The 24,515-nt window shown below is 72.4% G+C and carries 21 protein-coding genes; 17 read left to right on the top strand and 4 right to left on the bottom strand.

Annotated elements, in window-relative coordinates; translation table 11 throughout:
- Window positions 1-21 precede the first annotated feature (21 nt).
- The 5 genes from ACZ7L0_RS33195 (at window position 22) to ACZ7L0_RS33175 (ending at window position 5,252) form a co-directional block, all read left to right on the top strand.
- Complete coding sequence (locus ACZ7L0_RS33195; RefSeq protein WP_471246235.1) at window positions 22-309, top strand: hypothetical protein; 288 nt, start codon at window positions 22-24, stop codon at window positions 307-309.
- A 7-nt stretch (window positions 310-316) separates the two neighbouring features.
- Entirely contained in the window at window positions 317-1,132 is an 816-nt protein-coding gene (locus tag ACZ7L0_RS33190) for a TlyA family RNA methyltransferase (protein ID WP_471246234.1), read from the top strand.
- Complete coding sequence (locus tag ACZ7L0_RS33185; RefSeq protein ID WP_471246233.1) at window positions 1,129-2,034, top strand: NAD kinase; 906 nt, start codon at window positions 1,129-1,131, stop codon at window positions 2,032-2,034. The genes ACZ7L0_RS33190 and ACZ7L0_RS33185 overlap by 4 nt, the downstream gene beginning before the upstream one ends.
- A 92-nt stretch (window positions 2,035-2,126) precedes the next feature.
- Complete coding sequence (gene recN, locus ACZ7L0_RS33180) at window positions 2,127-3,845, top strand: DNA repair protein RecN (RefSeq protein WP_471246250.1); 1,719 nt, start codon at window positions 2,127-2,129, stop codon at window positions 3,843-3,845.
- A 270-nt stretch (window positions 3,846-4,115) separates the two neighbouring features.
- Window positions 4,116-5,252, top strand: a complete 1,137-nt coding sequence (locus ACZ7L0_RS33175; RefSeq protein ID WP_471246232.1) for a glycosyltransferase family 4 protein — start codon at window positions 4,116-4,118, stop codon at window positions 5,250-5,252.
- Window positions 5,253-5,259: 7 nt separating this feature from the next.
- On the opposite strand, the gene ACZ7L0_RS33170 is transcribed toward ACZ7L0_RS33175, so the two are convergent.
- The 3 genes from ACZ7L0_RS33170 to ACZ7L0_RS33160 form a co-directional block, all read right to left on the bottom strand.
- The gene (locus tag ACZ7L0_RS33170) at window positions 5,260-6,906 is read right to left on the bottom strand and encodes a PucR family transcriptional regulator (RefSeq protein WP_471246231.1); all 1,647 of its coding nucleotides are present in this window, start codon (window positions 6,904-6,906) and stop codon (window positions 5,260-5,262) included.
- A 51-nt stretch (window positions 6,907-6,957) separates the two neighbouring features.
- A complete protein-coding gene (locus ACZ7L0_RS33165) occupies window positions 6,958-8,340 on the bottom strand; it encodes an FAD-binding oxidoreductase (protein WP_471246230.1) in 1,383 nt (460 codons plus the stop codon).
- Window positions 8,341-8,423: 83 nt separating this feature from the next.
- The gene (locus tag ACZ7L0_RS33160) at window positions 8,424-10,226 is read right to left on the bottom strand and encodes a glycoside hydrolase family 15 protein (protein WP_471246249.1); all 1,803 of its coding nucleotides are present in this window, start codon (window positions 10,224-10,226) and stop codon (window positions 8,424-8,426) included.
- 522 nt (window positions 10,227-10,748) lie between these two features.
- On the opposite strand from ACZ7L0_RS33160, the gene ACZ7L0_RS33155 reads away from it, so the two are divergent.
- The 10 genes from ACZ7L0_RS33155 to ACZ7L0_RS33110 all read left to right on the top strand — a co-directional run bounded on the left by ACZ7L0_RS33155 (window position 10,749) and on the right by ACZ7L0_RS33110 (window position 22,388).
- Entirely contained in the window at window positions 10,749-12,434 is a 1,686-nt protein-coding gene (locus tag ACZ7L0_RS33155) for a CTP synthase (protein WP_471246248.1), read from the top strand.
- A 99-nt stretch (window positions 12,435-12,533) separates the two neighbouring features.
- On the top strand, window positions 12,534-13,160 hold the full coding sequence (locus tag ACZ7L0_RS33150; RefSeq protein WP_471246229.1) for an NUDIX domain-containing protein: 627 nt from the start codon (window positions 12,534-12,536) through the stop codon (window positions 13,158-13,160).
- Between the two features lie 161 nt (window positions 13,161-13,321).
- Window positions 13,322-15,388 (top strand): tetratricopeptide repeat protein, encoded by a 2,067-nt coding sequence (locus tag ACZ7L0_RS33145; protein ID WP_471246228.1) that lies wholly within the window; start codon window positions 13,322-13,324, stop codon window positions 15,386-15,388.
- Between the two features lie 136 nt (window positions 15,389-15,524).
- Window positions 15,525-16,649, top strand: a complete 1,125-nt coding sequence (gene ald, locus ACZ7L0_RS33140) for an alanine dehydrogenase (RefSeq protein ID WP_471246227.1) — start codon at window positions 15,525-15,527, stop codon at window positions 16,647-16,649.
- A 402-nt stretch (window positions 16,650-17,051) separates the two neighbouring features.
- On the top strand, window positions 17,052-18,188 hold the full coding sequence (locus ACZ7L0_RS33135) for a ParA family protein (RefSeq protein ID WP_471246226.1): 1,137 nt from the start codon (window positions 17,052-17,054) through the stop codon (window positions 18,186-18,188).
- On the top strand, window positions 18,173-18,736 hold the full coding sequence (locus tag ACZ7L0_RS33130; protein WP_471246225.1) for a hypothetical protein: 564 nt from the start codon (window positions 18,173-18,175) through the stop codon (window positions 18,734-18,736). Before ACZ7L0_RS33135 ends, ACZ7L0_RS33130 begins: the two co-directional genes overlap by 16 nt.
- 38 nt (window positions 18,737-18,774) lie before the next feature.
- A complete protein-coding gene (locus ACZ7L0_RS33125; protein WP_471246224.1) occupies window positions 18,775-19,854 on the top strand; it encodes a segregation and condensation protein A in 1,080 nt (359 codons plus the stop codon).
- Entirely contained in the window at window positions 19,851-20,504 is a 654-nt protein-coding gene (scpB, locus tag ACZ7L0_RS33120; protein ID WP_471246223.1) for an SMC-Scp complex subunit ScpB, read from the top strand. Before ACZ7L0_RS33125 ends, scpB begins: the two co-directional genes overlap by 4 nt.
- Window positions 20,505-20,525: 21 nt before the next feature.
- Window positions 20,526-21,593, top strand: coding sequence for a pseudouridine synthase (locus ACZ7L0_RS33115; protein WP_471246222.1), 1,068 nt, complete (start codon window positions 20,526-20,528; stop codon window positions 21,591-21,593).
- Window positions 21,594-21,635: 42 nt separating this feature from the next.
- A complete protein-coding gene (locus tag ACZ7L0_RS33110) occupies window positions 21,636-22,388 on the top strand; it encodes a nucleotidyltransferase domain-containing protein (RefSeq protein ID WP_471246221.1) in 753 nt (250 codons plus the stop codon).
- A gap of 20 nt (window positions 22,389-22,408) precedes the next feature.
- Here ACZ7L0_RS33110 and ACZ7L0_RS33105 read toward each other — a convergent pair whose 3' ends face one another.
- Entirely contained in the window at window positions 22,409-22,822 is a 414-nt protein-coding gene (locus ACZ7L0_RS33105; protein WP_471246220.1) for a Rieske (2Fe-2S) protein, read from the bottom strand.
- A 212-nt stretch (window positions 22,823-23,034) separates the two neighbouring features.
- On the opposite strand from ACZ7L0_RS33105, the gene aroH reads away from it, so the two are divergent.
- Window positions 23,035-23,397, top strand: a complete 363-nt coding sequence (gene aroH, locus ACZ7L0_RS33100; RefSeq protein ID WP_471246219.1) for a chorismate mutase — start codon at window positions 23,035-23,037, stop codon at window positions 23,395-23,397.
- Window positions 23,394-24,479 (top strand): prephenate dehydrogenase, encoded by a 1,086-nt coding sequence (locus ACZ7L0_RS33095; RefSeq protein ID WP_471246218.1) that lies wholly within the window; start codon window positions 23,394-23,396, stop codon window positions 24,477-24,479. The genes aroH and ACZ7L0_RS33095 overlap by 4 nt, the downstream gene beginning before the upstream one ends.
- The last annotated feature ends 36 nt before the right edge of the window (window positions 24,480-24,515 follow it).

Below are 24,515 nucleotides of genomic sequence, written 5' to 3'. Positions count from 1 at the left end.
GGTTCGAGGTAGCGTCTGGGCATGAGCGAGTCTGTGCCCGAGGCCGAGGTGCGCGCGGAGGCGGAGGTTCCGGTCGAACCCGAGACCGACCCCGCCGCTCCCGCCCCGCTGAACGTGCCCCGCACCCCCACCGGCGACGCCGAGGTCGACGCCCGGCTGGCTCGGCTGGCCGACGCCGACCACCTCGCCACCGACGGCCATGTGGAGGTGTACGAGGATGTACACCGGGGGCTGCGCGACGCGCTGACCGCGCTGGACGCCCGCCCGGGACCCCCGGCGCCCCCGACGCCCTACGGGAACAGGAGCTGAACCGAACGTGGCAGGAGTCGCACGCCGCCGTCTGGACGCGGAGCTGGTCCGCCGGAAGCTCGCGCGCTCGCGCGAGCACGCCAGCCAGCTGATCGCCGCCGGACGGGTCACCGTCGGCAAGATCGTCGCGACCAAGCCGGCCACGCAGGTGGAGACCGCGGCGGCCATCGTGGTCACGACGGACGACAGCGACCCGGAGTACGTCTCCCGGGGCGGCCACAAACTGGCGGGCGCGCTGGAGGCCTTCGTCCCGCGGGGGCTGGTCGTCGAGGGGCGGAGGGCGCTGGACGCGGGCGCGTCCACCGGCGGCTTCACCGACGTCCTGCTGCGCGCGGGCGCCGCGCACGTCGTCGCCGTCGACGTCGGATACGGACAACTCGCCTGGTCTCTGCAGAGTGATGAACGCGTCACCGTCAAGGACCGTACGAACGTACGCGAGTTGACGCTTGAAGCGATCGATGGGGAGCCTGTGGATCTTGTCGTGGGTGATCTGTCCTTCATCCCGCTCGGGCTGGTGCTGCCGGCCTTGGCGCGGTGTGTGAAGCCGGACGCCGACCTGGTGATGATGGTCAAGCCGCAGTTCGAGGTGGGGAAGGAACGGCTGGGCAGCGGGGGCGTCGTACGCAGCCCCCAGCTGCGGGCCGAGGCCGTGCGGGGGGTGGCCGAGAAGGCCTGGGAGCTTGGCCTGGGGGTGAAGGGCGTGACGGCGAGTCCGCTGCCCGGACCCTCCGGCAATGTCGAGTACTTCCTGTGGCTGCGGGCCGGGGCACCGGAACTGGACCCGGCCGATGTCGACCATGCAGTGGCGGAGGGGCCGCGTTGACACAGAACCGAGCTCGTACTGTTTTCCTGCTCGCGCACACCGGGCGGCCCGCGGCCATCCGCAGTGCCGAGCTCGTGGTCAAGGGGCTGCTGCGGTCCGGCATCGGGGTCCGCGTCCTGGAGGACGAGGCGCGCGACCTGCCGCTGCCGCCGGAGGTGGAGCTCGTCACGGAGGCGACTCCGCACAGCCTCGACGGGTGCGAGCTGCTGATCGTGCTGGGCGGCGACGGCACGCTGCTGCGCGGCGCGGAGTTCGCGCGGGCCTCCGGGGTGCCGATGCTCGGCATCAACCTCGGGCGCGTCGGGTTCCTCGCGGAGGCCGAGCGGGACGACCTCGACAAGGTCGTGGACCGGGTGGTGACGAAGTCGTACGAGGTCGAGGAACGGATGACCGTCGACGTCGTCGTGCACCGCAACGGGGACATCGTGCACACCGACTGGGCGCTGAACGAGGCGGCCGTGCAGAAGGTGTCCGCCGAGAAGATGCTCGAGGTCGTGCTGGAGATCGACGGGCGGCCGGTGACGGGGTTCGGCTGCGACGGGATCGTCCTGTCGACGCCGACCGGGTCCACGGCGTACGCGTTCTCCGCGGGCGGCCCTGTGGTGTGGCCCGAGGTGGAGGCGCTGCTGATGGTGCCGATCTCGGCGCACGCGCTGTTCGCGAAGCCGCTGGTGACCTCGCCGAACTCCGTGCTCGCGGTGGAGGTGCTGCCGAACATTCCGCCGGGGGTCCTGTGGTGTGACGGGCGGCGGACGGTCGAGCTGCCGCCCGGGGCGAGGATCGAGGTGCGGCGGGGGGCTGTGCCGGTGCGGCTGGCCCGGCTGCACCACGCGTCCTTCACCGACCGGCTGGTGGCGAAGTTCGCGCTGCCGGTGTCCGGGTGGCGGGGGGCGCCTCACTAGCGGTCCCCTGAGGTGGGTCCACTCGCCCGGGTGACAGGGGGCCTCGCACTTCATCGCTTCCACCTCGTAAGGTCTTCCCCGTGTTGGAGGAGATGCGGATACGGTCGCTCGGGGTCATCGACGATGCTGTCGTCGAGTTGTCGCCGGGGTTCACCGCCGTCACCGGTGAGACGGGTGCGGGCAAGACCATGGTGGTCACCAGCCTGGGGCTTTTGCTGGGCGGGCGGGCGGATCCGGCGCTCGTGCGGATCGGGGCCGGGAAGGCGGTCGTGGAGGGGCGGATCGCCGTGCCCGCCGCCTCCTCGGCCGTCGTACGGGCCGAAGAGGCCGGTGCCGAGCTGGACGACGGGGCCCTGCTGATCAGCCGTACCGTGTCCGCCGAGGGGCGCTCGCGGGCGCACCTCGGCGGGCGGAGCGTGCCCGTGGGGCTGCTCGCCGAGCTGGCCGACGATCTGGTGGCCGTGCACGGGCAGACCGATCAGCAGGGGCTGCTGAAGCTGTCCCGGCAGCGGCAGGCGCTCGACCGGTACGCGGGTGACGCGGTCGCGGTGCCGCTGGCCAAGTACGGCGAGGCCTACCGGCGGCTGCGGGCCGTCTCCGCCGAGCTGGAGGAGATCGTCACGCGCGCGCGTGAGCGGGCCCAGGAAGCCGACATGCTGCGCTACGGGCTGGACGAGATCGCCGGCGTGGAGCCCAGGGCCGGAGAGGACGTGGAGCTCGCCGAGGAGGCCGAGCGGCTCGGGCACGCCGAAGCGCTGGCGTCCGCCGCGGCCGTCGCGCACGCCGCCCTCGCGGGCAATCCCGAGGACCCCGAGGGCATCGACGCGACGACCCTCGTCGCGGGCGCGCACCGGGCGCTGGAGGCCGTGCGGTCGCACGATCCGGCGCTGGCCGCGCTCGCCGACCGGATCGGCGAGGTCGGGATCCTGCTGGGCGACGTCGCGGGCGAGCTGGCCGGGTACGCCGACGACCTGGACGCCGATCCGCTGCGGCTGGCCGCGGTGGAGGAGCGCAGGGCCGCGCTGAACGCCCTCACCCGTAAGTACGGGGACGACATCGACGCCGTACTGGCGTGGGCCGAGCAGAGCGCCGCGCGCCTGACCGAGCTGGACGGCGACGACGAGCGGATCGGTGAGCTGACCGCCGAACGGGACGCGCTGCGCTCCGAGCTGGGCGGACTGGCCCAGGCGCTGACGGACGCGCGGGCGGAGGCCGCCGAACGGTTCGCCGCCGCGGTGACCGCCGAACTGGCCTCGCTCGCCATGCCGCACGCGCGCGTGTCCTTCGACATCCGGCAGACCGAGGACCCCGAGGGCGTCGAGGTCGGCGGGCGTACGGTCGCGTACGGGCCGTCGGGCGTGGACGAGGTGGAGCTGCTGCTCGCGCCGCACCCGGGTGCGCCGCCGCGGCCCATCGCCAAGGGCGCCTCCGGCGGTGAGCTGTCGCGCGTGATGCTCGCCGTGGAGGTGGTGTTCGCGGGTACGGATCCGGTGCCGACGTACCTCTTCGACGAGGTCGACGCGGGTGTCGGCGGCAAGGCGGCGGTCGAGATCGGGCGGCGCCTCGCGAAGCTGGCCAAGACCGCGCAGGTCGTCGTGGTCACCCACCTTCCGCAGGTCGCGGCCTTCGCCGACCGGCAGCTGCTGGTCGAGAAGACCAACGACGGGTCGGTCACCCGGTCCGGCGTGAAGGTGCTGGAGGGCGAGGAGCGGATCCGCGAGCTGTCCCGCATGCTGGCCGGCCAGGAGGACTCCGAGACGGCCCGGGCGCACGCGGAGGAGTTGCTGGCGGCGGCCCGCGCGGACGGGTAGCGGGCGGGCTTCGGGCGGGAACGCCGGGGCGCTCGGTGTGAAGCTCGCGCGCATGGGCGGTTGTTCACTCGTGTGGGTGATGCTCATCCGGGCGGGGGCCGTGCGTGGCGCGGTCGGCGGTTCATGGCGTTCCCGGAACACCCGTACGTCCTGGCATCCTTGGCAGGGAACCCAGTCCGTGCAGGAGGCGCGCGCGGTCCACCCCTCCGCTCGATACCTTCTGGACGTCCCTTCGTGACCGCCCGACGCCGAACCAGGAGCCCCGGCCACGTGAGCCCCGCGAGCAGTACCTCAGCGCACGGTCAGTCGCCGCTGCGCACCGTGCAGGTCCTGGGCGGAGGCAACGCCGGCAGCAGCGCGCATGTGCGCTCCCTGGCCGCCGGACTGGTCGCGCGGGGCGTGCGCGTCACGGTGTGCGCCCCCGTCGAGGCGGATCACACCTACGACTTCACCGGGGTCGGCGCCGACCATGTGCACGTGCCCCGCAGCAGCGACCCGACGGCGGTGGCCGCGCTGCGGGCGGCCTGCGCGGACGCCGACCTGGTGCACGCGCACGGGCTGCACGCCTCCTTCCGCACCGTGCTCGCCCTCAGCGGCCGGCCCACCCCGCTCGTCGTCACCTGGCACAACCGGGCCCGGGCCGAAGGGGCGCGGGCACACCTGCTGCGGCTGCTGGAGCGGCGGGTGGTGCGCACGGCCGCCGTGGTGCTCGGCACCACCCCGGACCTGGTGGACCGGGCGCGCCGGACCGGGGCGCGGGACGCCCGGCTCGCCGGCGTCACACTGCCCGGCCCGCGCCGGCCCGTGGACCACGACGACCCCGACCGGCTGCGGCCCAAGACCCGGGCCGAACTCGGCGCCACCGGCCGCCCGTTGCTCATCGCGGTCGGCTCCCTCGACCGGCAGCGGGGCTACGACGTACTGCTGGACGCGGCGCACCTGTGGTGCCGCCTCGACCCCGTGCCGCTGCTCGTCATCGCGGGGGAGGGGCCGCTGCGCCCGGTGCTCCAGCGGCGGATCGAGGACGAGGAGCTGCCGGTCCGGCTGATCGGGCGCCGAGACGACGCCGGCGAGCTGCTCGCCGCCGCCGACATCGCGCTGCTGTGCAGCAGTTGGGAGCCCCGCTCGGTCCTCGCCCAGGAGGCCCTGCACGCACGCGTGCCGCTCGTCGCGACCGCCGTCGGCGGCATCCCCGACCTCGTGGGCGACGCGGCCGAACTGGTGCCGTACGCGGACGCGGAGGCGCTCGCGGGCGCCGTCGTCCGGCTGCTCGGGGATCCCGAGCGGTGCGAAGAGCTCAGGGACAGGGGCGTACGGCAGGCGGCGACCTGGCCGACGGAGGACGAGACGGTCGCCCAAGTACTCAGCGTCTATGACGAGTTGACCCAGCCCCTGCCGCTGCCATGAGCTCCGGCTAGGACACGTGCCGGCGGGCCCGCAGGGCCAGGCTCAACGCCAGTACCGTCTGCGGGTCGTCCAGGTCGGTGCCCAGCAACTCGCCGATGCGGGCGAGGCGGTTGTAGAGCGTCTGGCGGTTGAGGTGCAGCTCGCGGGCGGTCTCGGCCTTGCGGCCCGCATGAGCGAGGTACGTCTCCAGCGTGGGCAGCAGCGGCGGCTTGGAACGGTGGTCGTGGTCGCGCAGCGGGCCGATGGCCCGGTCCACGAAGGCCGCCAGGTCCGGGTGGTCGCGCAGCCGCCACAGCAGCAGGTCGATGTCCAGGCGGCGGGCGTCGTACCAGGGCCGGTCGGTGAGGCCCTGGGCCGCCGTCGCCGTCTCCGCCGCGTGCCGGAGACCGGCCGACGCGGCCGCCCAGCCGCCGGCTACACCGACCACCACGACGGGCGGCTGGGCCCCCGGCCGCTGCATGCCCGCCCGCTCCACCCCGGCCCGCAGCGCCGCCGCGACCCGGTCCGCGACCGCCGACCGCTCCGACTCCGAGCGCAGGCCCAGCAGCAGCGGGACGCGGCCCTCGACGGGTCGTACGCCGAGCAGGACCGGCACCCCCACCGAGGCCAGCTCCTCGGCGACCGCGCGGGCCAGGACCGCCCAGCCGCCGCCCGGCGAGAGCGTGTCCCCGAGGCGCATCACGACGGGCAGCAGCGGGCTGCCGCCCGGTCTGAAGCCCAGCACCCGGGCCTGCGCCGGGGCGTCCTCCGCCGCGATACGGCCCTCGGCGAGGTCGGTGAGGAAGTCGCCCCGGCCCCGCGCCGCCAGCTCCTCCTCCTGCCGGGCCTGCATCAGCACCACGGCCAGGATCCCGGCGGCCCGCTCGGCGGCGATGCGGTGCACCGGGGCCAGCGGCCCGCGCACCGGCAGCAGGACCAGCCGCGCCCGCACCGACCCGGTGCCCGGACCGCCGCCCGGCACGTCCACCAGCACCGAACCGGCCGGCGGCGGGGCGTCCTTGTGCGGGCCGCGCAGCCCCTCCCACACCTGGAGCGGGTCCGCGCCCTCGGGCCCGGCCCCGGCGGCGTACAGCAGCTGGCCGTCGGTCGTCTCCAGGAAGACCGGGTTGCCGCTGAAGTCGGCCAGGATGCCGAGCACCTGCGGCACCCCGCCACCGCCGAGCAGGGCCTCGGTACAGCGACGGTGCACCTCCTCCGCCCGCTGCAGCAGCGCGTAGTGGCCGTTGACGATCTCGGTGTGGATCTCCTCGGTGACCGCGACGAAGGGCACCTCGCGGTGCAGCTGGACCAGCGGCAGCCCGGTGGCGCGGGCGGTGTCCACGAGGGCGGCGGGCAGCCGGGTGAAGCGCGGGCCCAGCTCCACGACCAGGGCGGCGATGCCCCGCTCGGCGAGTGTGCGCACGAACGCCCGCTGCTCGGCCGGGCGGGTGCCCAGCCCGTAGCCGGTGGTGAGCAGCAGTTCGCCGCCCTTCAGTAGCGAGGCGATGTTGGGCACCTCGCCCGCGTGCACCCAGCGCACCGTGCGCCCCAGCCGGTCGGCGCCGGCCAGGATCTCCGGCAGCCCGCTGCGCAGTCCGGGCAGTTCCAGCGCCCGCTGCACGGTGATCCCGGCGCCCTGGGTGCCGTACCGGCCGTTGTCCGCGCTGCTCTCCATGCGGCGGACGCTACCTGCGAAAACGCCCGGAAGACAGCTTCGGCTCCCGGGCTACACCGGCTTGATGTTGTGGTTGAAGCGGAACACGTTGTCCGGGTCGTACCGCCGCTTGACCTTGGCCAGCCGCAGGGCGTTCTCGGCGCCCAGCCCCGCCACCACCCGGTCGCGGCCCTCGTCGCCGATGAAGTTCAGGTAGACCGCGCCGGTGCTCCAGGGCCGGACGTCGGCGCGGACGTCCCGCACCCAGGCGATGGTCCGCTCGTCGTCGGCCGGGTCCGCCCAGACGCCGAAGGGGTGCACCGCCCACGGCGCGTCCCGGTAGGGCACCGGGTAGTCGGCGGGGCCCGCGGCGATCGCTCCGCCCTGCGGGAAGATCAGGTGCTGGGTGCTGGTCGGCACGGGCATGGCGTCCGCGCGGGCGCAGAAGAGGTCCACCAGCTCGTCGGGCAGGTCGGTCAGGTACTCGGCCGACCAGTAGTTCCGCATGCCGGGCGGATCGTCGATCATGCACTGCACGTCCGCGTAGGGCATCACGCCGAGGACCTCCCCCTCGTGCGGCAGCGCCAGCAGCGGCTCGGCGAGCTTGCGCAGGTCCTCCTCCCCGCCCGCGTACGTCAGCAGCGTGGCGCACACCAGCTTGCCGACCAGCTCCGGCGGTACGAAGTCCTCGGGCGGGCCGGTGATGTACAGCACCGCGCCGCCCACCTCGTCCGGCCCGGCGCGGAGGATGTCGCGGAAGGTGCGGACCGCCTCCCGGCCGAACTCCGGTAGGTGGACCAGCAGCGCGATGGAGAACTCCGGCAGCTCGTGCAGCTCCAGGGTGAGCGCGGTGGCGACGCCGAAGTTGCCGCCACCGCCGTGCAGCGCCCAGAACAGCTCCGGGTTCTCGTCGGCGTTCGCGTGGACCCGTTCGGCGTCGGCGGTGACCAGCTCGGCGCCGAGCAGGTTGTCCGAGGCGAGACCGAAGGCGCGGTCCAGCCAGCCGGAGCCGCCGCCCAGGACGAAGCCGCCGACGCCGGTGGTGGAGACCCGGCCGCCGGTCGTGGCGAGGCCGTGCGGCTGGGTGGCCCGGTCCAGGTGGCTCATCGTGGCGCCGCCTCCGACCCGCACCGCCTGCGCCGCCGGGTCGACGGCCACGTCGTGCATCCGGCGCAGATCGACTACGAGCGCCCCGTCGCCCAGGGCCGAGCCCGCGACGCTGTGTCCGCCGCCGCGCACCGCGACGGGCAGGTCCAGGTCTCTGGCGAAGCGCACGGACCGCACGACATCGGCCTCGTGCGCGCACTGCGCGATCACCGCCGGCCGTCGGTCGATCATGGCGTTGAACACCGTGCGGGCATCGTCGTAGCCCGGATCCCCCGGCGCGAACACATCGCCGGTCAGATCCTCGCGCAGCTCCAGAAGAGCCGCGCCCGCCTTCGAGAGGGAAGCCATGGCTGCCCCCTTCCGGAAAAGGGGCAATCGTCCGCTTCCAGCGTAGGCGGGCCCGGTCAGCGGGGCGCGTCGCGGGGGCGGGGTCAGCCGCCGTAGGCGCCCGAAGCCGTCAGTCGCAGGGCCGTGTCGATCAGCGGGACGTGGCTGAAGGCCTGGGGGAAGTTGCCGACCTGGCGCTTCAGGCGCGGGTCCCACTCCTCGGCGAGCAGGCCGAGGTCGTTGCGCAGGGCCAGCAGCTTCTCGAAGAGCTTGCGGGCCTCGTCCACGCGGCCGATCATCGCCAGGTCGTCCGCCATCCAGAACGAGCAGGCGAGGAACGCCCCCTCGTCGCCGGGCAGGCCGTCGACGCCTTCGCTGTCCCCCTCCGTCGGGTAGCGGAGGATGAAGCCGTCCGGTGTGGACAGCTCGCGCTGGATCGCCTCGATGGTGCCGATGACGCGCTTGTCGTCCGGGGGCAGGAAGCCCATCTGCGGGATCAGCAGCAGCGAGGCGTCCAGCTCCTTGGAGCCGTAGGACTGCGTGAAGGTGTTGCGCTCCTTGTCGTACCCCTTCTCGCACACGTCCCGGTGGATGTCGTCGCGCAGCTCGCGCCACCGCTCCAGCGGGCCGTCGGCGTCGCCGGACTCGATCAGCTTGATGGTGCGGTCCACCGCGACCCAGGCCATGACCTTGGAGTGCACGAAGTGGCGGCGCGGCCCGCGCACCTCCCAGATGCCCTCGTCCGGCTCGTCCCAGTGGTCCTCCAGGTAGCGGATCAGCTTCAGCTGGAGCAGGGAGGCGTAGTCGTTGCGGGCCAGGCCGGTCATGTGGGCCAGGTGCAGGGCCTCGGTGACCTCGCCGTACACGTCCAGCTGGAGCTGGTGCGCGGCGCCGTTGCCGACCCGGACCGGGGCGGAGTTCTCGTAGCCGGGCAGCCAGTCCAGCTCGGCCTCGCCCAGCTCGCGCTCGCCCGCGATGCCGTACATGATCTGCAGGTTCTCCGGGTCGCCGGCGACCGCCCTGAGCAGCCACTCACGCCAGGCGCGGGCCTCCTCGCGGTAGCCGGTGCGCAGCAGGGAGGACAGGGTGATCGCCGCGTCGCGCAGCCAGGTGTAGCGGTAGTCCCAGTTGCGGACACCGCCGATGTCCTCGGGCAGGGAGGTGGTGGGCGCGGCGACGATGCCGCCGGTCGGGGCGTACGTCAGCGCCTTGAGGGTGATCAGGGAGCGGACCACCGCCTCGCGGTACGGCCCGTGGTACGTGCAGTGCTCGACCCACTCGCGCCAGAAGTCCTCCGTCGCCTGCAGCGACTGCTCCGGCTCCGGCAGCGCGGGCGGCTGCTTGTGCGAGGGCTCCCACGAGATCGTGAACGCGATCCGGTCACCCGGTGCGACCGTGAAGTCCGCGTACGTGGTCAGCGACTTCCCGTAGGTCTCGGCGGACGTGTCGAACCACACAGAGTCCGGTCCGGCCACGGCGACCGTGCGCCCGTCGTGCTTGTGCACCCATGGCACCACCCGCCCGTAGGAGAACCTCATCCTGAGCGCCGAGCGCATGGGCACCCGGCCGGTGACGCCCTCGACGATCCGGATCAGCTGCGGGGCGCCGTCACGCGGGGGCATGAAATCGGTCACGCGGACCGTGCCGCGCGGGGTGTCCCACTCCGACTCCAGGATCAGCGAGTCGCCCCGGTAGGTGCGCCGGGCGGCCGTGGGCGGCTCGGCGTCGGCCGCGTGCGCGGGGCCAAGCCGCCAGAAGCCGTGCTCCTCGGTGCCCAGCAGGCCGGCGAAGATGGCGTGCGAGTCGAAGCGGGGCAGGCACAGCCAGTCCACCGTGCCGTCCCGGCAGACCAGAGCGGCGGTCTGCATGTCTCCGATGAGTGCGTAGTCTTCGATGCGCCCGGCCACGTGCAACTCCAGTCGAACGGCCACGTCGCCCCCGGGAAAAAGGGGGCTGTCGCTAGTGCGGTCAAGGGGTCGTTGTTAAGCGTCGTTGAGCGGTGAAGCAAAGCAGCCCGCCGAGCCCTGAGGCAAAACGACAGTCTTTGCTCAACGAACTGACGAGCTCTCGTTGTTCCGGTGGCTTACAGGCGGGGGTGGTGCCGTGCTTTCCGGCCGAACTCGGCAGCGAGTGTCCGAGCAGGATACGACGCACGTAGATGATCTGCGTGCCGCTCCGGGCAACCCGTGTGAGCCGAACGAGTGAGCCACGGGTGAGAAACCCGTGCTCGCGGCATGTCCGTGTCGACACATGCGCGGAGCGTGGCCGGACGCCATCCCGCCGAGGCGCTGATACCCTGGTAGCCCGTGGACCGGTGGGCACGAAACCCCCGAACCGCAGCGACGGCGCCTCCGCGAGAAAACCCTGATTCTCCGGGCCGGCAGCCGCCCCGCACCCCAGACCGCGACCACGGGAGCCCCCTCTTGGCCATGCCGCCCGCTGCTTTTCGAAACAGCACTACGACGACCAAGCACATCTTCGTCACCGGGGGTGTCGCCTCCTCTCTCGGCAAGGGCCTCACCGCCTCCAGCCTCGGCATGCTGCTCAAGGCCCGGGGCCTGCGCGTCGTGATGCAGAAGCTCGATCCGTACCTGAACGTCGATCCGGGCACCATGAACCCGTTCCAGCACGGTGAGGTGTTCGTCACCAACGACGGCGCCGAGACCGACCTGGACATCGGACACTACGAGCGCTTCCTTGACCGCGACTTGGACGGCTCCGCCAACGTCACTACAGGCCAGGTTTACTCGACCGTCATCGCCAAGGAGCGGCGCGGCGAGTACCTGGGCGACACCGTGCAGGTCATCCCGCACATCACCAACGAGATCAAGCACCGTATCCGGCGCATGGCGACGGACGAGGTGGACGTGGTGATCACCGAGGTCGGCGGCACGGTCGGCGACATCGAGTCGCTGCCCTTCCTGGAGACCGTCCGCCAGGTCCGGCACGAGGTCGGCCGGGACAACGTCTTCGTGGTGCACATCTCGCTGCTGCCCTACATCGGCCCCTCGGGCGAGCTGAAGACCAAGCCGACCCAGCACAGCGTGGCCGCGCTGCGGAACATCGGTATCCAGCCGGACGCGATCGTGCTGCGCTGCGACCGCGAGGTCCCCACCGCGATCAAGCGCAAGATCTCCCTGATGTGCGACGTCGACGAGGCGGCCGTGGTCGCCTGCCCCGACGCCCGCTCGATCTACGACATCCCGAAGACCGTGCACGGCGAGGGCCTGGACGCCTACGTGGTCCGCAAGCTGGACCTGCCGTTCCGCGACGTGGACTGGACGACCTGGGACGACCTGCTCGACCGCGTCCACAACCCCGACCACGAGATCACCCTCGCCCTGGTCGGCAAGTACATCGACCTGCCCGACGCCTACCTCTCGGTCACCGAGGCGCTGCGCGCGGGCGGCTTCGCCAACAAGGCCCGCGTCAAGATCAAGTGGGTCACCTCGGACGACTGCAAGACCCCGGCCGGTGCCAAGGCGCAGCTCGCCGACGTCGACGGCATCTGCATCCCCGGCGGCTTCGGCGACCGCGGTGTGCTCGGCAAGGTCGGCGCCATCCGCTACGCCCGCGAGAACCGGATCCCGCTGCTCGGTCTCTGTCTGGGCCTGCAGTGCATCGTGATCGAGGCCGCGCGCAGCCTCGCCGAGATCTCGGACGCCAACTCCACCGAGTTCGACCCGGCCACCGCCCACCCGGTCATCTCCACCATGGCCGAGCAGCTCGACATCGTCGCGGGCGAGGGTGACATGGGCGGCACCATGCGCCTGGGCATGTACCCGGCGAAGCTGGCCGAGGGCTCGATCGTGCGCGAGGTGTACGACGGCAAGGAGTACGTCGAGGAGCGCCACCGCCACCGCTACGAGGTGAACAACGCCTACCGCGCCGAGCTGGAGAAGAAGGCGGGCATCCTGTTCTCGGGCACCTCGCCGGACGGCAAGCTCGTCGAGTACGTCGAGTACCCGCGCGAGGTCCACCCCTACCTGGTCGCCACGCAGGCGCACCCCGAGCTGCGCTCGCGGCCGACGCGTCCGCACCCGCTGTTCGCGGGCCTGGTGAAGGCGGCCGTCGAGCGCCAGCGGGCGGCGGGCGCGGGCCAGAACTCCGAGTAACACACCGGTTGTACGGTGGCCGGGGTGCATACCTTCAAAAGGTGGGCACCCCGGTTTCGTCTTCGGCCGGTTTCTCTTGCACATGTGGAAGGACAGGGCATGACGATCAAGGACACCCCCGAGGAGTGGGAGATCCGGGCGACGGAGACCCCCTTCACCGGGAACAAGACCTCCGTCCGCACGGACGACGTGGTCATGCCCGACGGCTCGGTGGTCCGCCGCGACTACCAGGTCCACCCCGGCTCCGTGGCCGTCCTCGCCCTGGACGACGACGACCGTGTGCTGCTCATCAAGCAGTACCGCCACCCGGTGCGGCACAAGCTGTGGGAGATCCCGGCCGGCCTGCTCGACGTGCCCGGTGAGAACCCGCTGCACGCCGCCCAGCGCGAGCTGTACGAGGAGGCGCACGTCAAGGCCGAGGACTGGCGGGTGCTGACCGACGTGTACACCACCGCCGGCGGCTGCGACGAGGCCGTGCGGATCTTCCTCGCCCGTGGACTGGCGGAGGCCGAGGGGGAGCGCTTCGAGGTCGAGGACGAGGAGTCCGACATGGAGCACGCGCGCGTGCCGCTCGACGAGCTCGTCCGTGGCGTGCTCGCCGGCGATCTGCACAACAACTGCCTCGTCGTCGGCGTCCTCTCGCTGGTCGCCGCCCGCGCCGGCGACGGCCTCGACGCGCTGCGCCCGGCGGAGGCGCCGTGGCCGGCGCGTCCCTTCGAGTCCTGAACGACCCCGCGACCCTTCCGGTATGACGATCGCCTGATCCGATCGGGGGATGTCTCCGCCGTGCTCCGCCCGGACCGTAGCAGAGCGTGAACTAGGCTCTGGAAACGCCCGAACCGGAGTCCCGGCGGGCACCGGCGTGCGGTGGGACGGGAGTGTGGCCCGTGGCGGAACAGGCGGTGGACACAGACGGCGTACGGCTGTCCGGCGACGCGACCGCGGCGGGCCGTTTCCTGGGCCGCACAAGGGAGTTGAAGGAGCTGCGCGCCGACATCCAACGCGCGGGCCTGGACACCCTCTCCGGCCGCAAGGCCCCCCGCGCGCGGGTGCTCCTCATCGCGGGCCGCCCCGGATCCGGACGCACGGCCCTCGCCGAGGAACTCGTGCGGCAGATCGCCCACCGTTACGAGGGCGGCGTACTGAGAGGGCGCCTGAGCGACCCCGACGGGACCCCCGTTCCCCTGGAGCGCACCGCCCGCGAGCTGCTCACCGCCCTGGGCCTGCCCACCCCGGCCGGCGCCGCCGAGGACGAACTGACCGAGACGCTGCGCGGGGCGCTGGCCGAGCGGCGGGCGCTGCTCCTGCTGGACGACGCGGCGAGCGCCGAGCAGGTCGACGCGCTGCTGCCGGACACCCCGGAGTGCCTGGTCGTCGCCGTGTCCGGCGGCCCGCTCACCGGGATCGCGGACGTCCGCCCGTGCACCCTGGGCGGCCTCGACACCAAGTCGGCGCTGGAGCTGCTCACCCGCTACACCGGCTCCGTACGCATCACCGTCGACCCGCGGGCCGCCGAGACCCTGGTGGAGGTGTGCCAGGCGCACCCCGCCGCGCTCACCCTGGCGGGCGGCTGGCTCGCCGCCCGTCCCAAGGCGGCCGTCTCCGACCTGGCCAAGCGCCTGCACGCCGAGGCCGACGAGGGCACGCCCCTGTCCCGCGTCTTCCGGCTCGTCTACGACCACCTGCCCGGGCCGGCCGCCCGGATACTGCGCCTGCTCTCCCTGGCCCCGGCCGGCCTGGTCGACCCGCACACCGCCTCCGCCCTGGCCGGATCCTCGGTGAACGGCACCCGCGCCACCCTGGACGACTTCGTCACCCTCGGCCTGCTGCGGGCGGTGGGCTCCCCGCTGCCGCAGTACGTGGTCCCCGGCTGCCTGCACCCGCTGCTGCGCGCGCTCGCCGAGACCCAGGACCGCCCGGGGGAGCTCCAGCTGGCCCGGGCGCGGATGCTGGAGCGGACCGTGCGGCTGCTGCAGTCCTGCCGGGCGATCACGGAGACGGACCATCCCGAGCTCCGCGAGAAACTCCAGGGCCTGCCGCCCGAGCTGCGCTTCCCCACTCCGCGGGCCGCCGAGGACTGGCTGCGGGTGCGCCGGCCCGCCCTGCTGGCCGCCGTCCGCCTCGCGGTCGCCGACGGGGAGCTGGACACGCTGGCCCGCCGTCTGATGTCCCAGCTGGTCAGGGCCATGGCGGCGCACTTCGGCACCCAGGCCGCCGCCCCCGACCTGTACGGGGTGCACCGCCTCGTCCTGGACGTGGCCGAGCGCCGGAACCTGCCCCGCGAGAAGGCCGCGGCCCTGCTGAACCTCGCCGACCTGGACGCCCGGACCGGGCGCACCCGGGACGCGCTGGCCCGCTACCGGGCCGCGCTGGACGCCGCACGCGAGGCGAACGACCCGTACGCGACGGGCCGCGCGATGGAATCCGTAGGGGGTGCCCACCAGGAGCTGGGGGACTACGACCGGGCCGCCGACTGGTTCGGCCGGGCGCTGGCGCAGCGCCTGGCCCGGGGCGAGCGCGCGGACGCCGCCCGGCTGTACGGCCGTATCGCCGGCGCGCACACCTTCGCGGGCCGCTACGGCGAGGCGCTCAGGAACTGGCGGGCCGCCGCCGCGGTGTACCGCAAGGACGGCGATGTCGCCGCCCACGCACGGGCGTTGAGCGAGGTGGCACGGGTCCAGGAGTACGCCGGACGGCCCGCGGAGTCGCTGCTTACCTGCCAGGAGGCGGTGGAGTGGGCGCGCCGCGCCGACGACGTCCGGCTGCAGGCCGCCGTCCAGCTGCGGCTCGCCGACACCCTGGAACGCCTCGGCGATCCCGCCGCCGCTCGGCTGCACCGCTCGGCGGCCGAGCGCATGCTGGGGGAGGGGCCCGAGGAGGGCCCCGATGGCGAGAAAGAGCCGAAACACGACGCTAGCGCCTGCGAAATCCGCAGTACATCCGGCGAAGATTGATGCAATGAAAGGCTAGACAGGCGGAACGCCTTCATTAAACTGGCTCTGCCGCGCGTTCTCCTGCGGTGTCTCCCGGTGTGCCGTGCATGCCCGGGTATGTCTAGCTATGCCCCCATACCCCCCTGAGCCAAGGACCGTGATCGACGTGAAGGTCGGCATCCCCCGCGAGGTCAAGAACAACGAGTTCCGGGTGGCCATCACCCCCGCAGGCGTGCACGAGCTGGTGCGCCACGGCCACCAGGTCGTCGTCGAGCGGAACGCCGGCGTCGGCTCCTCGATCCCGGACGAGGAGTACGTGGCGGCCGGCGCCCAGATCCTGGAGACCGCCGACGAGGTCTGGGCCACCGCCGACCTGCTGCTGAAGGTCAAGGAGCCCATCGCCGAGGAGTACCACCGCCTCCGCAAGGACCAGATCCTCTTCACCTACCTGCACCTGGCCGCCTCCAAGGAGTGCACGGACGCCCTCCTGGAGTCCGGCACCACGGCGATCGCGTACGAGACCGTCGAGCTGCCGAGCCGCGCCCTGCCGCTGCTCGCCCCGATGTCGGAGGTCGCGGGCCGGCTGGCCCCGCAGGTCGGCGCCTACCACCTGATGGCCGCGAACGGCGGTCGCGGTGTGCTGCCCGGCGGCGTGCCCGGCGTGCCGGCCGGCAAGGCCGTCATCATCGGCGGTGGCGTCTCCGGCTGGAACGCCGCGCAGATCGCCATCGGCCTGGGCTTCCACGTGACCCTGCTCGACAAGGACATCAACAAGCTCAAGGAAGCGGACAAGATCTTCGGCACGAAGATCCAGACCGTCGTCTCCAACGCCTTCGAGCTGGAGAAGGCCTGCCTCGACGCCGACCTCGTCGTCGGCGCCGTCCTCATCCCGGGCGCCAAGGCCCCGAAGCTGGTCACCAACGAGCTGGTGTCCCGGATGAAGCCCGGAAGTGTCCTTGTCGACATCGCGATCGACCAGGGCGGCTGCTTCGAGGACTCCCACCCGACCACGCACGCCGAGCCGGCCTTCCGGGTCCACAACTCGGTCTTCTACTGCGTCGCCAACATGCCGGGCGCGGTGCCCAACACCTCCACCTACGCGCTGACCAACGCCACGCTGCCCTACATCGTCGAGCTGGCCGACAAGGGCTGGGTGGAGGCGCTGCGCCGCGACGCCGCGCTGGCCAAGGGCCTCAACACCCATGACGGCAAGGTCGTTTACCGGGAGGTCGCCGAGGCGCACGGCCTGGAGCACGTGGACCTCGAGACGCTGCTCGGCTGATTCGCGGTCGCTAAGTCACCAACAGGTAAAAGGCGATACGTCAACACAGGTCGTCAACGCCGCGTACCCGGCCGGACCTTGCCCGACAAGGTCCGGCCGGATGTGTGTATGGTCACTTTGCGACTTGCGGTCAACTCGCCTCGAACGTAACCCTTCGACCGATTCGCACACCGGTGAAACCTGCTGTGCGACGGCCGTACGCCCTTGACAGCGGGATGTTTCATTGCCGACACATCCCGTCGGGTCCGGCGGATTGTGTTGCTGCGGACCGCCGACACGCCATAGAGTCGCCAACCGTCGGCATGGTGCCACGCTGACCTGTCTAGAAGTTTCCTGGTCACCAAGGAGGTAAGACGACTTGTGAATGAGTCGACATTTTCTCCCGGGGGTGGTCAACCAGGAATGTCCGCGCGGGGCCAGGGCTCCACGGGGCTCGAGGCTGTCGGCTCCGTTGCTGTGCGCACCTTCGCAGCCCACCAGAGTCACCGGAGTTCAGTGGTGACTCAGCCAGCACACCAGAGCATGGATGGCCATCACGTGAACGCCATGGCCGGCGACGGAAGTGGCGCGCCCCACAACCACTTCGCCGACTACGACGAACTGCCCGAGGGGCACTTCTACGACCCCGACGCCGAGTACGAGCCCGATCCCGAGTACGCGGCCACGCTCGCGCCCGACGCGGCCCGCCAGCGCCGTGAGCGCGTCGGTCCCACCGGACGCCCGCTGCCGTACTTCCCGATCCCGGGCCCGCTGACCGACCACGGCCCCGCGAAGATCATCGCGATGTGCAACCAGAAGGGCGGCGTCGGCAAGACGACGTCGACCATCAATCTGGGTGCCGCGCTCGCGGAGTACGGCCGGCGCGTGCTGCTCGTGGACTTCGACCCGCAGGGCGCGCTGTCGGTCGGTCTCGGCGTCAACCCGATGGAGCTCGACCTCACCGTCTACAACCTGCTCATGGAGCGGGGCATGTCGGCGGACGAGGTGCTCCTGAAGACGGCGGTCCCCAACATGGACCTGCTGCCCAGCAACATCGACCTGTCCGCCGCCGAGGTCCAGCTGGTCTCCGAGGTCGCGCGCGAGTCCACGCTCCAGCGCGCCCTCAAGCCGCTGCTGCCCGACTACGACTACATCGTGATCGACTGTCAGCCCTCGCTCGGCCTGCTCACGGTGAACGCGCTGACGGCCGCCCACAAGGTGATCGTCCCCCTGGAGTGCGAGTTCTTCGCCCTCCGCGGTGTCGCGCTGCTCACCGAGACCATCGAGAAGGTCCAGGAGCGGCTCAACCCGGAGCTGGAGCTCGACGGGATCCTCGCCACCATGTACGACTCGCGCACCGTGCACAGCCGTGAGGTGCTCGCGCGTGTCGTCGAGGCGTTCGACGACCACGTCTACCACACGGTCATCGGGCGCACGGTCCGCTTCCCGGAGACCACCGTCGCCGGTGAGCCGATCACCACGTACGCCTCCAACTCCGTCGGCGCCGCCGCCTACCGCCAGCTCGCCAGGGAGGTGCTCGCCCGGTGTCACGCCGAGTGAGTCTGCCCGGGGCCGACGAACTGTTCCGCACGACAGGGGGGACGGCGCTCCAGGCGTCCACTCCCCGGCGAGGGGCCAACGGCGAGGCCCGGGTGCCGGCTCCCGCGGGAGAGAGCGACCCGGCGACCGCCGCGGCGGAGGACGCGCCCCAGGCCGTCCCCGTGCAGAGCGGTGACGGCGACGGCGCGGAGCACGTGGCGGCGGTCGAGACCGAGCCCGGCGACGCCGGGGAGTCCCGCGGCCGGGAGCGCTCCACCCGGGCCCGGACGGCGGCGCAGGAAGGTTCTGCCGCCGCACAGCCGCGCAAGCGTGGCAGAGCGGCGGCCCGGCGGCCCAGCGGACGCGAGCGGCACGACGAGAAGATCACGGTGTACGTCTCCGCCGAGGAACTGATGGACCTCGAACACGCCCGCCTGGTGCTCCGCGGCGAACACGGCCTGGCGGTGGACCGCGGCCGCATCGTCCGCGAGGCGGTGGCCGTGGTCCTGGCCGACCTGGAGTCCCGGGGCGAGGCGAGCATCCTGGTACGGCGGCTGCGCGGGCGGTAGTCGGCTCCACGGGCGGGAAGCGGTAGCCTGCGACGGCCATGACCTCGAACGACGTTCCCGCCCCCGGTGCACCCGCCGGTCGCAGGCGTGCGCTGGGACGAGGCCCGGGCGCGGCTCCGGCCCCGCCGACCGCGGCGCCGCCCGCAGAGGAAGCTGTGGCCGCGCCCGCGCCTGTGCCGGTTCCCGCGCCGGTGCCTGCCCCTCCGGCGTATGCCGAGCCGGAGCCACAGGCGGAGACGGTGACCGCGGAGACGGACCGCGCACCCGAACCCGAGGCGGTACCGGCCGATGCGGCCGAGGGTGCCCCCGACGGTGTGTTCAAGGTACGGCTCGCCAACTTCGAGGGGCCCTTCGACCTGTTGCTCCAGCTGATCTCGAAGCACAAGCTGGACGTCACCGAGGTCGCGCTGTCCAAGGTCACCGACGAGTTCATGGCACACATCCGCGCGATGGGGCCGGACTGGGACCTGGACCAGACGACCGAGTTCCTGGTCGTCGCGGCGACGCTGCTGGACCTGAAGGCGGCCCGGCTGCTGCCCGCCGCCGAGGTCGAGGACGAGGCCGACCTGGCGCTGCTGGAGGCCCGCGACCTGCTGTTCGCACGGCTGCTCCAGTACCGGGCGTACAAGCGGATCGCCGACATCTTCAACGAGCGGCTGGAGGAAGAGGCCCGCCGCTACCCCCGTACCGTCGGCCTGGAACCCCACCACGCCGAGCTGCTGCCCGAGGTCGTCATCAGCATCGGCGCGGAAGGGTTCGCCCGGCTCGCGGTCAAGGCGATGCAGCCCAGGGCGAAGCCCCAGGTGTACGTCGACCACATCCACGCGCCCCTGGTCAGCGTGCAGGAGCAGGCCCAGATCGTGGTCGCGCGCCTGCGGGAGCTGGGCGAGGCCAGTTTCCGGGCACTGGTGGAGGACACCGACGACACACTGACCGTCGTGGCCCGCTTCCTCGCGCTGCTGGAGCTGTACCGCGAGAAGGCCGTCGCCCTGGACCAGGAGGCCGCGCTCGGCGAGCTGATCGTGCGCTGGACCGGCGGGGACGGGGAGACGGCACCGATGGTCACGGACGAGTTCGACCGGCCGCCCGAGGAGCCCGAGGAGGAGAAGAAGACGTGAGCGAGGAGACCACCGACCTCCCCGTGGGCCCGCGCGGCGCCGCGGACCTCGAACTCAAGCCCGCCCTGGAGGCCGTCCTGATGGTCGTGGACGAGCCCGCGACCGAGGAACACCTGGCGAAGATACTCCAGCGGCCCCGGCGGCGGATCGCGGACGCGTTGCGCGAGCTGGCCGACGAGTACACCGTGCAGGGACGCGGCTTCGAGCTGAGACTGATCGCGGGCGGCTGGCGCTTCTACTCCCGCCCCGAATACGCGCCCGCCGTCGAGGGCTTCGTCCTGGACGGCCAGCAGGCCCGCCTCACCCAGGCGGCACTGGAGACCCTGGCGGTCGTCGCCTACCGCCAGCCGGTCAGCCGCAGCCGCGTCTCGGCCGTACGCGGGGTGAACTGCGACGGCGTGATGCGCACCCTGCTGCAGCGGGGTCTGGTCGAGGAGGCGGGCACGGAACCCGAAACAGGTGCGATCCTGTACAGGACGACGAACTACTTCCTGGAACGGATGGGCCTGCGCGGCCTGGACGAACTCCCGGAGCTCGCGCCCTTCCTCCCGGAGGCGGAGGCGATCGAGGCCGAGACCCAGGAAGCCGTACCGTCGTTCGATCCGGATGCCCCGGACACGGACGACGGCCGCGGCGACGAACATGCCTGACACGACGACGACGGAACTTTGATGCGAAGCAGCGGCAGCGGCAGCGGCAGGAACAGCGGACGCGGTAACCACCGTGGCGCCGGCAACGACAGGGACGAGCGGCAGGGGCAGGGCCGTCCCCGCAAGCCCCGCCCCGAGGAGCGCCGCTACGACGTGGGCCCCGGCGCCACCAAGGAGGGCCCCAAGTCCGGGCGCGGCGGCGCGGCCCGCGGCGGCGCCAAGGGCGGCCCCAAGAAGCCCCAGCAGGGCGGTCGTACGGCCCCCGCGCGCTCCCGTGAGTACGAGACCCGGGTCGAGGAGCGCAACCGCGACCGGTACGCGGGCAAGAAGGACGTCAAGCTGCCCAAGACCTTCCCGGGCGCCGAGCAGGAGGGCGAGCGGCTGCAGAAGGTCCTGGCACGCGCGGGCTACGGCTCCCGGCGCGCCTGCGAGGAGCTGATCGAGCAGGCGCGGGTCGAGGTCAACGGCGAGATCGTCCTGGAGCAGGGCAAGCGGGTCGACCCGGAGAAGGACGAGGTCAAGGTCGACGGCCTGACGGTCGCGACCCAGTCGTACCAGTTCTTCGCCCTCAACAAGCCCGCCGGTGTCGTGTCGACGATGGAGGACCCGGAGGGCCGCCAGTGCCTCGGCGACTACGTCACCAACCGTGAGACGCGCCTGTTCCACGTCGGCCGCCTGGACACGGAGACCGAAGGGGTAATCCTGCTCACCAACCACGGCGAGCTGGCGCACCGGCTGACCCACCCCAAGTACGGCGTGAAGAAGACCTACCTCGCCGCCATCGTCGGCCCGATCCCGCGCGACCTGGGCAAGCGGCTGAAGGACGGCATCCAGCTGGAGGACGGGTACGCGCGAGCGGACCACTTCCGGGTCGTCGAGCAGACCGGCAAGAACTACCTCGTCGAGGTCACCCTGCACGAGGGCCGCAAGCACATCGTCCGCCGCATGCTCGCCGAGGCCGGCTTCCCCGTCGAGAAGCTGGTCCGCACCGCCTTCGGCCCCATCACCCTGGGCGACCAGAAGTCGGGCTGGCTGCGCCGCCTGTCGAACACCGAGGTCGGCATGCTGATGAAGGAGGTCGACCTCTAGGGCGGCCTCCTGGCGCCGGGGGCCCTCTGGGACGCTTGGTCCATGATCGACGACCTCGACATGGACCTGACGCCCGTCATAGCCGAGCAGCCCGACCCGCTGCTGTTCGCCACGGTCTCCGGCGCGCACCTGTACGGCTTCCCCTCCCAGGACTCCGACCTGGACCTGCGTGGCGTCCACCTGCTGCCCGCCGCGGACCTGGTCGGACTGCGCGAGCCGGAGGAGACCCGGTCGCGGATCTGGGTGCGCTACGGCGTCGAGATGGACCTCGTCACGCACGACCTGCGCAAGTTCGTACGGCTGATGCTGCGCCGCAACGGCTATGTGCTGGAGCAGCTCCTCTCACCCCTGGTCGCGCACACCACCGAGGCGCACCGCGAGCTGGCCGCGCTCGCGCCCGGCGTCCTGACCAGCCACCACGCCCACCACTACCGGGGTTTCGCGGTGACCCAGTGGCGGCTGTTCCAGAAGACCGGTGAGCTCAAGCCGCTGCTGTACACCTTCCGGGTCCTGCTCACCGGCATCCACCTGATGCGCAGCGGCGAGGTCCAGGCCCATCTGCCGACCCTGCTCGGCACCGGCTCGCCCGCGCCCGCCTACCTGCCCGAGCTGATCGCGGCGAAGGCGGAACGGGAGCACGGGAGCGCCGAGGTGGACCACGCGCGCGTGGCCGCCGACATCGAGAGGCTGCACGCGGTGCTCGACGAGGCCCAGGCCGCCTCCGACCTGCCGGACGCCCCCACCGCGTACGAGGCCCTGCACGGCTTCGTGGTCCGGGTCCGGCTCGCGGGCTGAGCCGCGGCGGACGCGGAGGCTCACGCCAGCCGGATGGAGTCTCCGTCCACCGTGATGTCCTTGGCGGGCAGCGGCCTGGTCGCCGGGCCGTGGGCCACCGAGCCGTCGGCGATACGGAACTTGCTGCCGTGGCAGGGGCAGTCGATGGTGCCGTCCGCGACCTTGTTCACCGTGCAGCCCTGGTGGGTGCAGATCGCCGAGAAGGCCTTGAAGTCGTCCTTCTTCGGCTGGGTGACCACGACCTTCTGGTCCTTGAACACCTTGCCGCCGCCGACCGGGATGTCACCGGTCGTCGCCAGCCCCTGGTCGCCGGAGGCGTTCGCCGACGCGGACGACGGAGAGCTCTTCTCGTTGCTGCCGCATCCCACGCACCCCGCGGCGAGCGCCGCCGCGCCCGTCGCGAGAACCGTGCGCCGCGTCGAGGGCTGGGTCATGTCGTCACTCCGAACGTACGGAAGAAGCAGAGAGCGGGTGTCAGCGGCATCTTCGCACCGAAAGCGCCTAAGGCGAAGCAACCCGGGGCGTAACGCAGGAAAACGTGCGTTTCGTATGTCTCAGAGGACGGGCGCCGCGCGCCCGCTCGGCGCGGTCTGACTAGGCTGGACGGACCAAGAGCCGAAAACGCACGTCAGCAAGGAGCAGCACCGTGGCGGTACGAGCGGTCCGGGGGGCCGTCCAGCTGGAACGGGACGAGGCCGGGCACATGGACGAGCAGGTCGGAGCCCTGCTCACCGCCATCCTGGAGCGGAACGGGCTGACCGCGGACGACCTGATCAGTATCTGGTTCACCGCCACGCCGGACCTGCACAGCGACTTCCCGGCGGCCGCCGCCCGCAAGCTCGGCATCGTCGACGTGCCGCTGATCTGCGCCCAGGAGCTGGACATCGCGGGCGCCATGCCCCGCGTGGTCCGCGTCCTCGCGCACATCGAGTCCGACCGGCCCCGCGCCGACATCGCCCACGTCTACCTCGGCGCCGCGGCCGCCCTGCGCAAGGACATCGCCCAGTGAGGACCGCACTCGTCATCGGCACCGGTCTCATCGGTACCTCCGCCGCGCTCGCCCTGTCCCAGCGGGGCGTCGTCGTCCACCTCGCCGACCACGACCCCGAGCAGGCCCGGACGGCCGCCGCGCTGGGCGCCGGCACCGACGAGGCCCCCTCCGGCCCCGTGGACCTGGCGCTCGTCGCCGCGCCGCCCGCGCATGTCGCGGCCGTCCTCGCCGACGCGATGCGCCGGGGCGTGGCCCGCGGCTACGTCGACGTGGCCAGCGTCAAGGGCGGCCCGCGCCGCGAGCTGGAGGCGCTCGGCCTCGACCTCTCGTCGTACATCGGCACGCACCCCATGTCGGGCCGCGAGAAGTCCGGGCCGCTGGCCGCCACCGCCGATCTGTTCGAGGGCCGCCCCTGGGTGCTGACGCCCACCCGGGACACGGACACCGAGGTGCTCAACCTCGCCCTGGAACTGGTCTCGCACTGCCGGGCGGTGCCGGTGGTGATGGACGCCGACGCCCACGACCGCGCCGTCGCGCTGGTCTCCCACATGCCCCACCTGGTCTCCAGCATGGTCGCCGCCCGCCTGGAGCACGCCGAGGAGGCGGCCGTACGACTGTGCGGGCAGGGCGTCCGGGACGTGACCCGGATCGCCGCCTCCGACCCCCGGATGTGGATCGACATCCTGTCCGCCAACCCCGGCCCGGTCGCCGACCTGCTCACCGACGTCTCCGCCGACCTCGACGAGACCGTCCGCGCCCTGCGCGCCCTGCAGTCCTCCGACGAGGCCAAGCGCCGCGAGGGCACCGCCGGCATCGAGGACGTGCTGCGGCGCGGGAACGCGGGGCAGGTCCGGGTGCCCGGCAAGCACGGGTCCGCGCCGCGGGTCTACGAGACCGTGGCGGTGCTCATCGACGACCAGCCCGGGCAACTGGCCCGCATCTTCGCGGACGCGGGCCGCGCCGGGGTCAACATCGAGGACGTACGCATCGAACACGCGACCGGTCAGCAGGCCGGTCTGGTGCAGCTGATGGTGGAGCCGAAGGCGACGTCGACGCTCGTCGCCGCGCTGCGGGAGCGGGGCTGGGCACTGCGGCAGTAGACCGGGCGGTGCGGACCGGTGCCGAGAGGCGCCCGT

The sequence above is a fragment of the Streptomyces sp. NPDC039424 genome (assembly GCF_055639495.1).
The sequence above is the reverse complement of the archived record's forward strand: the minus strand, read 5'-3'. Positions and strand labels throughout refer to the sequence as shown.

Excerpts from the sequence above, each read along its gene's own strand:
- ACZ7L0_RS33115 (WP_471246222.1), top strand. The coding sequence starts at position 20,526 with ATGCGAAGCAGCGGCAGCGGCAGCGGCAGGAACAGCGGACGCGGTAAC.
- ACZ7L0_RS33135 (WP_471246226.1), top strand. The coding sequence starts at position 17,052 with ATGTCCGCGCGGGGCCAGGGCTCCACGGGGCTCGAGGCTGTCGGCTCC.
- ACZ7L0_RS33165 (WP_471246230.1), bottom strand. The coding sequence starts at position 8,340 with ATGGCTTCCCTCTCGAAGGCGGGCGCGGCTCTTCTGGAGCTGCGCGAG.
- ACZ7L0_RS33150 (WP_471246229.1), top strand. The coding sequence starts at position 12,534 with ATGACGATCAAGGACACCCCCGAGGAGTGGGAGATCCGGGCGACGGAG.
- ACZ7L0_RS33155 (WP_471246248.1), top strand. The coding sequence starts at position 10,749 with ATGCCGCCCGCTGCTTTTCGAAACAGCACTACGACGACCAAGCACATC.
- ACZ7L0_RS33170 (WP_471246231.1), bottom strand. The coding sequence starts at position 6,906 with ATGGAGAGCAGCGCGGACAACGGCCGGTACGGCACCCAGGGCGCCGGG.
- recN (WP_471246250.1), top strand. The coding sequence starts at position 2,127 with ATGCGGATACGGTCGCTCGGGGTCATCGACGATGCTGTCGTCGAGTTG.
- ACZ7L0_RS33105 (WP_471246220.1), bottom strand. The coding sequence starts at position 22,822 with ATGACCCAGCCCTCGACGCGGCGCACGGTTCTCGCGACGGGCGCGGCG.
- ACZ7L0_RS33195 (WP_471246235.1), top strand. The coding sequence starts at position 22 with ATGAGCGAGTCTGTGCCCGAGGCCGAGGTGCGCGCGGAGGCGGAGGTT.
- ACZ7L0_RS33125 (WP_471246224.1), top strand. The coding sequence starts at position 18,775 with ATGACCTCGAACGACGTTCCCGCCCCCGGTGCACCCGCCGGTCGCAGG.
- ACZ7L0_RS33110 (WP_471246221.1), top strand. The coding sequence starts at position 21,636 with ATGATCGACGACCTCGACATGGACCTGACGCCCGTCATAGCCGAGCAG.